Source organism: Candidatus Cloacimonas sp., assembly GCA_039680785.1.
In the GTDB taxonomy this organism is placed as follows: domain Bacteria; phylum Cloacimonadota; class Cloacimonadia; order Cloacimonadales; family Cloacimonadaceae; genus Cloacimonas.
This window is the reverse complement of the sequence record JBDKSF010000002.1, coordinates 1-8,978: the sequence shown is the minus strand read 5'-3', so window position 1 is coordinate 8,978 and position 8,978 is coordinate 1. Positions and strand designations below refer to the sequence as shown.

At 36.9% G+C, this 8,978-nt stretch carries 5 protein-coding genes; 2 read left to right on the top strand and 3 right to left on the bottom strand.

The window, feature by feature from the left end; genetic code table 11:
* A partial coding sequence (dnaX, locus tag ABFC98_00035) for a DNA polymerase III subunit gamma/tau (protein MEN6444421.1) occupies positions 1 to 1,107 on the bottom strand: 1,107 nt, incomplete at its 3' end.
* 153 nt (positions 1,108 to 1,260) lie between these two features.
* Between dnaX and ABFC98_00030 the strand changes: the two genes are divergently transcribed.
* On the top strand, positions 1,261 to 2,487 hold the full coding sequence (locus ABFC98_00030) for a 6-phosphofructokinase (protein MEN6444420.1): 1,227 nt from the start codon (positions 1,261 to 1,263) through the stop codon (positions 2,485 to 2,487).
* Between the two features lie 97 nt (positions 2,488 to 2,584).
* Here ABFC98_00030 and ABFC98_00025 read toward each other — a convergent pair whose 3' ends face one another.
* Positions 2,585 to 5,527, bottom strand: a complete 2,943-nt coding sequence (locus tag ABFC98_00025) for a T9SS type A sorting domain-containing protein (GenBank protein ID MEN6444419.1) — start codon at positions 5,525 to 5,527, stop codon at positions 2,585 to 2,587.
* Between the two features lie 614 nt (positions 5,528 to 6,141).
* Here ABFC98_00025 and ABFC98_00020 point away from each other — a divergent pair.
* Positions 6,142 to 8,172, top strand: coding sequence for an aminopeptidase (locus ABFC98_00020; protein ID MEN6444418.1), 2,031 nt, complete (start codon positions 6,142 to 6,144; stop codon positions 8,170 to 8,172).
* Positions 8,173 to 8,300: 128 nt separating this feature from the next.
* Here the strand turns inward: ABFC98_00020 and ABFC98_00015 are convergent.
* Positions 8,301 to 8,978, bottom strand: a 678-nt coding sequence (locus ABFC98_00015; GenBank protein ID MEN6444417.1) for a thiamine ABC transporter substrate-binding protein, incomplete at its 5' end; no start/stop codon positions are given.

Here is an 8,978-nt window from a genome sequence, read left to right as displayed (position 1 = left end):
ACTGATCAAAGTGGCAATATCTTCCATTTCATCTATTTTGCAGAGTTTTATCATTAACGCTTCCAAAATAAGGTAAGGATTGCTGCTACTGCGTAAATCGGTCTTAGAGGCAATAAGGTAGGAAAGTATATACATCAGTTTATTTTGTCCGAATAGACCTGCTACTTCATCAAACACTGCTTGTTCATCTGGATTAATATCCTTTATCTGAACATGCAATTTACTTAAGAGAAGAATGCGAATAAAATCCTGCATCCCAGAAATAAACTCCTGTAAGTCAATTCCTTGTTCAAATATTTTTTGCAGCTCATTTATCAAATCTCGGGCATTTTTTTGGTAGATTAAAGTAATAAACCGTTGATAAATTTGATTGGGGATAACACTAAATATTTGACGCACTTTGTCTATAGTTATGTTATCCATACAATAGGAAATTGCCTGATCCATCAAGGAAAGTGCATCGCGCATACTTCCATCTGCCTTGTGAGCAATAAGATATAAAGATTCATTATCAATTTTTATCTTCTCAATAGAGCATATCTCCTTCATTCGCTGAACAATTGATTCAATGGGAATACGCTTAAAATCGTAACGCTGGCAACGCGATATGATTGTTGGCAACACTTTTTGCGGCTCAGTAGTGGCAAAAATGAAGATAACATTTTCCGGTGGCTCCTCCAAGGTCTTTAGTAACGCATTGAATGCACTTTTGGAGAGCATATGGACTTCATCAATAATATATATTTTATAATTTGAACCACTGGCAGGGTAAAGAAGTTCCTGTTGCAATTCTCGAATGTCATCAACACTTGTATTGGAGGCACCGTCAATTTCTATGACATCGGGTGAGGTTCCAGAAGTTATTTCCATACAATTGGAACATTCATTACAAGGATCCGTAGTAGGACCACTAACACAATTTAAACTCTTGGCAAGAATTCTTGCCAAAGAGGTCTTCCCCACACCCCTTGGGCCTGTAAATAGATAGGCATGTGCGATGCGATTTGTGGAAATGGCACTTTGTAAAATCTCTGTTATATGATCCTGAGCATAAACTTCCTTAAAGTTCTGGGGACGGTATTTTCTGGCTAAAACGATGTAACTCATCTATCCTCTCATCACTATTATCATTATTATAATTTACCAGCATTCTCAATCCTCTTTTTTGAGCAAGCATTTTTTCTGCTGGACAGATTAACTACATCTTGTTTTAATTGTTTTTTAGATTATATTTTTAGCGATGAGGAGTTTTTTGATATTATGAAACTGGAAGGAAAAGTAGTAATTGCCCAAGGTGGTGGGCCCACTGCCGTTATTAATCAGTCCTTAGTGGGGGTAACTTTGGAAGCCAGAAAATTCCAACAAGTTACGCGTGTTTATGGGGCTTTGTATGGTGTTCAGGGAATCGTAAATGAGGACTTTGTAGATCTCACTCAAGAAACAACGCACAACTTAGAACAGGTTGCAGATACACCTTCTTCGGCATTACTTTCCACGCGTGATAAACCCGACACAAAGTATTGTATGGAAATTTTCAAGGTCTTGAAAGCCCATGATGTTCGCTATTTTTTTTATATCGGTGGCAACGATTCTGCCGACACCGTTCGCATTGTAAATGAACAAGCAACTAACGCTGATTATGAATTCAGGGCTATTCATATTCCCAAAACCATAGATAACGATTTAGTGCTAAATGATCATACTCCCGGTTTCGGTTCTGCCGCCAGATTTGTTGCCAGCGCTTTCACTGGAGCCAATCTGGATAATAGAGCTTTGCCGGGTGTTTACATCGGAATTGTAATGGGCAGAAATGCAGGTTTCTTAACTGCTTCGTCAGCAATGGCGCAAAAATATCCAGATGACGGACCTCACCTAATTTATATGCCGGAAATTCCTTTTCACCGCGATAAATTTTTAAGCGATGTAAAACGCACTTATGATCTTTACGGCAGATGTGTAGTGGCAGTATCTGAAGGCATTGTTGATGAAAATAAAGTTCCGATCATTACCAAACTTTCTGGCAATCAGGAAAAAGACGCGCATGGCAATGTTCAACTTTCCGGAACTGGAGCTTTGGGTGATTTACTCTGTGAACTTGTCCGAACCCAACTAAAGATTAAAAGAGTCCGCAGCGATACATTTGGCTACTTACAACGTTCTTTTATCGGTTGCGTAAGTGATGTTGACCAACGAGAAGCGCGAGAAGTAGGTGAACGAGCCGCACATTATGCTATTTGGTATAATTTGGATGGTTCCATTTCCATTCAAAGAACCGGTTTCTACTCCGTTAATTACCAACTTGAGAAATTGAATGACATTGCCGGCAAAACAAAAATTATGCCAGCTAATTTCATCAATGCTGAAGGAAACGGAATTACAGATGACTTCAGATATTATTTGAGGCCATTATTAGGTTCCGGTTATCCTGTAGCTCATCGATTGAGAGCTCCCAAAGTTGCTAAACTATTAGATAATGATAAGATATAAAAGTAACCTTATTATAAGATCAATCACTTTATAGGAGAAGATTACCTATCTGCATAGGATAATGCTAATTAAGATCAATAAGCTGCTGTTATATTATTTATCTCAGGTGCATAAGTTTGTGGGTTGAGACATAATTTCCACTTTCCAAACGCATCAAATATACTCCGTTGCCGACGGCTTTGCCATTTTCATCATCTCCCTGCCAAACAATACTTTGTTCACCCAGTTCAACAGGATTTTGATGAAAAGATTTAATCAACTGACCCTTGATATTGTATATTTTGATGTTTACGGGAAGATGATTCTTTTGTTCCCAAACAATTGTAGCGTTTTGGGAAAATGGATTAGGATAGCAAGATTTAAGTAGAACAACTTCTGGAGTAATTTCAGGTGGCAGAGAAGAACCGTAAGCATTGATTCTTTGCGCATAAATTCCATATCCGTTAACATAATGACTCATTCTTTTATCATGCCAACAGATTATTGCCTGATTACCAATAGCGGATATTATATTATACATCTGATCATAATGTGCATCGCAAAGTAATTGATCCTCACTTTCCACAAAATTACCAGCTGCATCAATTCTGCGGTAATAAAGATCTTGTCCATCCGTTCCATTCATTCTGGAACCCCACACAGCTAAACAAGAATTATTATCAAAAACGCAAAGTGCAGGGTAATTAGCATAAGGATCACACCAAGAGACATCATTACCAGGCGCTAAAGTATTAACTTGCAGTCCCATTTCCGGATACAGAAAATTGCCACCGCTGTCAATTATCTGAAAACAGACATTATACGAACTACTGCCACTATCTCTAACAGTGTAGAGAAGATAAAGTTTATCTGCTTTATATTCATACTTTAGCTGAAAAACTGTTACCGGAAGAGTAATCCCTTCATCTCCCCAAGGCAAAGTATGATTGGCGGTTACTTTTTGGAAGAAAACTGGATGAATAACATATTCTGCAATCAGCAACACGAGATCCTCACCTGTTATATAACTGGCAACAATAGAATATTGATTTGTGGGCAAATTATTAATAACTATTTCTCCGGAAGCATTCCAGTCCGCAACAGGATAGCCATTTTCATCATATTTCAAACCTTGGATAGTATTATTGCCAGCTACCGTCTCTTTCCATAATAGATATCTTCCGGTAAAAGAATAACCAGAGGGTGAGCTAATCAAGTCCTTTAACATAATACCTGTTTCACCCCACATTTTAGTTCCGTTATGAATTCTCTGTCCATAGATGCAACTATTGGAATATATGGAACTTGGCTCAACCCAACTGATATATATGTCATCTTCATAACAGGTTGCATTATAACCAGTTAATTGAGCCGAAGAAATAAGAATGCCATTTCCATTTATTAAAAAGTCCCCGTTTTCAGATATAATCTGCAGATAGAGAGCATTGGAATAATAAAGCAACCCTATTTGCTCAGAGTTTATTTTAAAGATTTTATATGAATTATTGTCCAACTGACCAAGATTGATCAGTTTCCCGTTTTCAGGAAACAACAATTGTCCAGTTAAAGATACACCCTGACAGTATAAATGATAATCTCCCCCTCTGGAATCAGAATAAAAGACAATAGACCTATCTGCTAATGGGATATTTGCTAAAAGAGTAGTACTTCCGTTAATCAGAGAAACAAGATTAGTTCGCTGAGGGTCTTTGCCTTCTTTTGTCGTTATAGAATAAAAATCGGTGCTCAATTTCAGATATTCAGCTATTGTCTTTTTGCTGATAACCAGCATCTGATCGTTTTGATAAAATAACTGAGGCGAATCATAAACACCACTTAACTGGTCTAAATTATAACCATATATATAGCCATACTGGCTTCCCTGAATATTGGTTCTTTCCATTTTCAGAACACTACCGGCTGCTTCATTATACTCAGCCCAGATAAACGCCACTTCATCATTAACTACATTCAGATTAAAATCGGCAATGGTATAAAGTGAATTAGAAAGCACAAGTCCATTGTCCGGATAACGCGGCTGCAAATTTTGATTGAATCTGTAAGTAAAAACCTCACAATCATTTGTAAGAGTATGACGCAATAATCCGATTTGCAGGTCTCCACCATTGGTAGTAACTGCTTTTATATGGCAGTCCTGAATATTATCCTCTCCCGCCAGAACAATTTGATAAGTTGCCAGGGGCTGATTTACCTGCTCCGCTAAAGCATTATAAGTTCTGATATTGATGTAGGAATCGCTACTATAGGAAAAACCCAAATCGTATAAAATACCATTGGAATTTAAAATTAATTGATGTGGGTATCTTATTTCTCCGTTGCCTAAAGTATAACTTGTCGCCCAAATTGATGCACCATCATTGGCAAAGCGGCGTAAATAATTAGTTCCATCAACACTACTAAATCTGCGAAATTTGATTATTGCTCCGCCTAAACCATCCGCAACCAAATCATCAAGTTCAGGATGATCTAAATTTATATTTAAATTGCTATTATCCCAAACGGGAAGACAAGAGGCATCATAACTCTGCAAATTGATTTGGGATAAACTGTCATTTTTCAGTAGAAGCAGAAAACCACCAATAGTATTAACCGCTATTCTATATTCAAAACTATCTATGACGCGCACATTAAATAAGCTTATCCCTGTCTCACTCCACAATAATTCACCGGTTGGAGAGTATTTCTGAGCAAAAAGAGCAGAGGTTATATTATTTTCTTCCAGCCAAGTTATGATAATATTTCCATCGGAAGTAACCAGTTGTTTTACTTGGTTGAATTGGACATCCCCGGCTTTAATAACTAATGGCTCTTGCCATTGCGGACTTCCAGAAAAATCTGTTTTTTGCACAAAAAGGTTATTAATGCCAGCTTCGGATTGAGACCAAGTAAGAAAGACCTCATTATTGGCATTTTTAACCGCATTTCTTTGCCAGTCAATATAATTCACTTCTCTTATGGCAACATCATTGTTCCAAACTGGCTCTGCATAAATAGTCGTAATAGTTAACAGCAGTATAATGATAATAATTGGTCTCTGCATTGTTTCTCCTTTTTTTGCCTGGGGAAAAAATTTATTTTTCTTACTTATAATTCCTATGATAAATGTCAAGTGATTTCTATTTCCTCATATATTGGCTGGTTAATATAAAACGCATCTCTCCTTGATTTTGCCTTCCCATAAGATACATATAAGTATTAATTATAATGGAAAAGATTAAAGAACCATCTTCAAAAAAATGTAATAATTTCTTAATGAAAACCGTATTGAACCATTTCTAACCATCACTTTTATCATAAAAGTCCAAAATTGATGTTTTCTATCTGCCTTACTGAAAGCCGTTGATCTATCGTTTAACATCCCTTAATCAAGCGTTAACAATTAACGCTTGATTAAGGTTAGATGAACACTTGATGGACGCTTTCAATTAAGGGCAAAGAGCGGAACTTCTTTCCTATATTCAGTTTATGCTAAAGCAGTAAAGGCCTGATGACAGGAAAATAAATTAAGATAGTTCATAAGATCAGCACCAAATTTAAGCTCGAAAATCCTAATGCGGGATTGTGCTTGACACAATTATACCTAAAAAAAAGGTATGAAATATTGGACTGGGAACTTTTTTCTACCCACAAAATAAAAGATAACAGGAAGCTACTATGAAAGCAACTTATGCAGAAATCCAAAGTAAAATCCAAGCGTGTAAAAATCCTTATTTAGCCCTTTTGCAAGAACTAAAGGCAACGGCTATTCCTGCCGAAATGCCTTATGGCAAATTTTTTCAGGATGTTAAAGACCTCTTTCTTTTAAGCGAAGAACTGGGTAATTATATTGATGATACTGATCACTTGGCAACAATCCCTTGGGAACAAGTCACTAAGCTACATAATAAATATTATGCTCCTTTGGCAAATTATGAGTCCTGTCTGGGCAATCCGGATTATGCCGTTGCCTTATATGAAGCGAAAATGGGAAAATTCTCGTCGGCTCTCTATTTTCAATTTGTTAATATGTTCTTTTCTTATGCCAGCAAAAACTACCTCCAACTGGAAGAAAACCTGCGTTTATTTTTTACCTTGTTCCAAAATGCCTTAAAAGGTAATCTTGCTTATGAGGACTGGGTAAATGACTATCGGAATATTATGTTGGAAAATCACAAAATCAAGCTGTATCGTCAATTTTATCAGGGTTACTATCCGGAAGCAAATATATGTTATGATCTTATTCTGAATTCCGACCTTAATGATTTACGCTATCTATATCGTTATGGAATGTTCATCTCGGAAGTTAACATCAAAATGGCTCAATTTATCAATGCTTATCCGGAAAAAGAACTAAATGACATTGCCCGCTATATCGTTCAATGCTGGATAGATGGTTTTACTCGCTCCCAAAAAGATTATCGACTAAAAAAGACAGCCAGTATCATTGTTCCCTGTGGGATGGAAAAGTTGGGACGCCTTGTCCATAATGAACTGCAAAAAATAGGCATTCAAGGATTATTTTCCGTTCCCTATAAAAAATCGGGAAATAAGCAGTTTACTTATGATCACCGTTTTGATAACGCTTTGATTTTGGATAAAAATTATACTGAGATGGTACTTGATGTCTATGCGGAAGTGGTTGAAGACCTACAAGAATTGATCCAAAATGATGCCGGTCCCGTTTATATAGACCTTTTTGGAGAGACACCTTTTTCACCTGTGGCAAAAAACACTGCCTTAGCTTTATCAGATGAACAACAGGAACTTTCCAGAGAATTAATGTCCAAATCCGCTCAAATTTATCATCAATATTATAGAAGAGACCAAGCCAGTTTTTGTATAATTGCTTTCCCTTCTCCAGAAATTGGAGAACACTTCCCGGAAATTTTTGCCGATACATTAAAAATAAACCTTCTGGACAGTATGCACTATGCCAATATTCAACAAAATATAATTGATGTGTTGGATAAAGCCGATTTTGTAAATGTGAAAGGCAAAACCGGAAATGACACCGATATCAATGTTAAATTGCATCCTCTGCAAAATCCGGAGAAAGAGACCAACTTTGAAAATTGCGTAGCCGATGTAAATATTCCCGTTGGCGAGGTTTTTACTTCTCCCCTTTTAGCTGGCACTAATGGAACTTTGCACATAGAGGATATTTATTTGAATTCCTTGCGCTACTATAACTTAAAAATAAAGTTTGAAGACGGTTGGGTGAAAGATTATTCCTGCACGAATTTTGCAGACCCGGAAGAAGGTAAGAAGTATATTTACGAAAATTTGTTGCTGCCTCATAAATCACTTCCTATCGGTGAATTTGCTATTGGAACCAATACTTTGGCTTATCAAATGGCAAAAAAATATAACATCCTGCCCCTTCTGCCAATTTTGATAATAGAGAAAATGGGTCCCCATTTTGCTATTGGCGATACTTGTTTTAGCCATGAAGAAGATAGACCGCATCCGAGTTTTGTAAATGGCAAAGAAATGATTGCCGTAGATAACGAAAAATCCATCACGCGCAAAGAAAATCCGCTTAATGCCTATACTCAGAAACATTTAGATATAACTTTGCCCTACGAAATGCTGGCTTCCATTACTGCCGTCACTAAGAATGGTGAAAAAATGGAAATCATCAGAGACAGTAGATTTGTGGTGCCTGGAACGGAAGAATTAAATATCCCTTTGGAAGAAGGTTTTTAGTGTAAGCGGAGGATTCTATTCCTCCGCATTTATTTTGTAGTCGGAGGACGCCGTTCATTTTAAAAATGTGTAGTCGGAGGACGCCGTTCCTCCGCAAAAAAAATTATTGAAATATGGTTTAGCTCTTGCTAAATTTGATAACCAAATAGGCGTTCCCAAAAATCCAGCCAGTAAAATATCTGTTCTTGAATCAGGTTATTGGATATCCTATCATTCACACTGTAAGTAATGAAAGGTATAGCGGAAAAGTGCATTGGTAATAGTGTTTTACGATTGGCAGGAAACATCCCCATTTTATAAATTACCATTTTTTGCGTTTCAGCTGAGAGAAGGTGATCTACAAATTTAGAGCATAAAGCTGATTTTTGAGTTCCTCGATGAATTCCAATTGATTCAATATACTGAAAGCTGCCTTCTTTAAGCATAGAAATCTCAAAATTACGATTCATTGGATCCATTTCTTGTAAAAAGGCAGAGGTTGTATTATAACCAATCATTAATGAACATTCACCTTTTTTTAATGCCTCCAAAGCTTCACTTTGGTTACTATAGGTCTTATAAATGTTCTTGCGTAAACTCTGCCACATATATTCATAGCCATCGGGTCCAAAAAGGGCAACGCTCCACAATAAAGTGGCTCTTCCCAAACCAGAAACCATTGGATCACAAATAGCGATTTGAGCTAAATATTTGGCGTCTTGCAATTCACCAAACGATTGAGGAGGATTTTTTATTAAAGAGACATTATAAACCAGTGAGAGATTGCTGTAGGCAAAAGGAATTAGACGCAAAGAGGGATCAAACAT

What these genes read in the sequence shown, in the direction of transcription:
- ABFC98_00030 (MEN6444420.1), top strand. Translation starts at nt 1,261, where the DNA reads ATGAAACTGGAAGGAAAAGTAGTAATTGCCCAAGGTGGTGGGCCCACT.
- ABFC98_00025 (MEN6444419.1), bottom strand. Translation starts at nt 5,527, where the DNA reads ATGCAGAGACCAATTATTATCATTATACTGCTGTTAACTATTACGACT.
- ABFC98_00020 (MEN6444418.1), top strand. Translation starts at nt 6,142, where the DNA reads ATGAAAGCAACTTATGCAGAAATCCAAAGTAAAATCCAAGCGTGTAAA.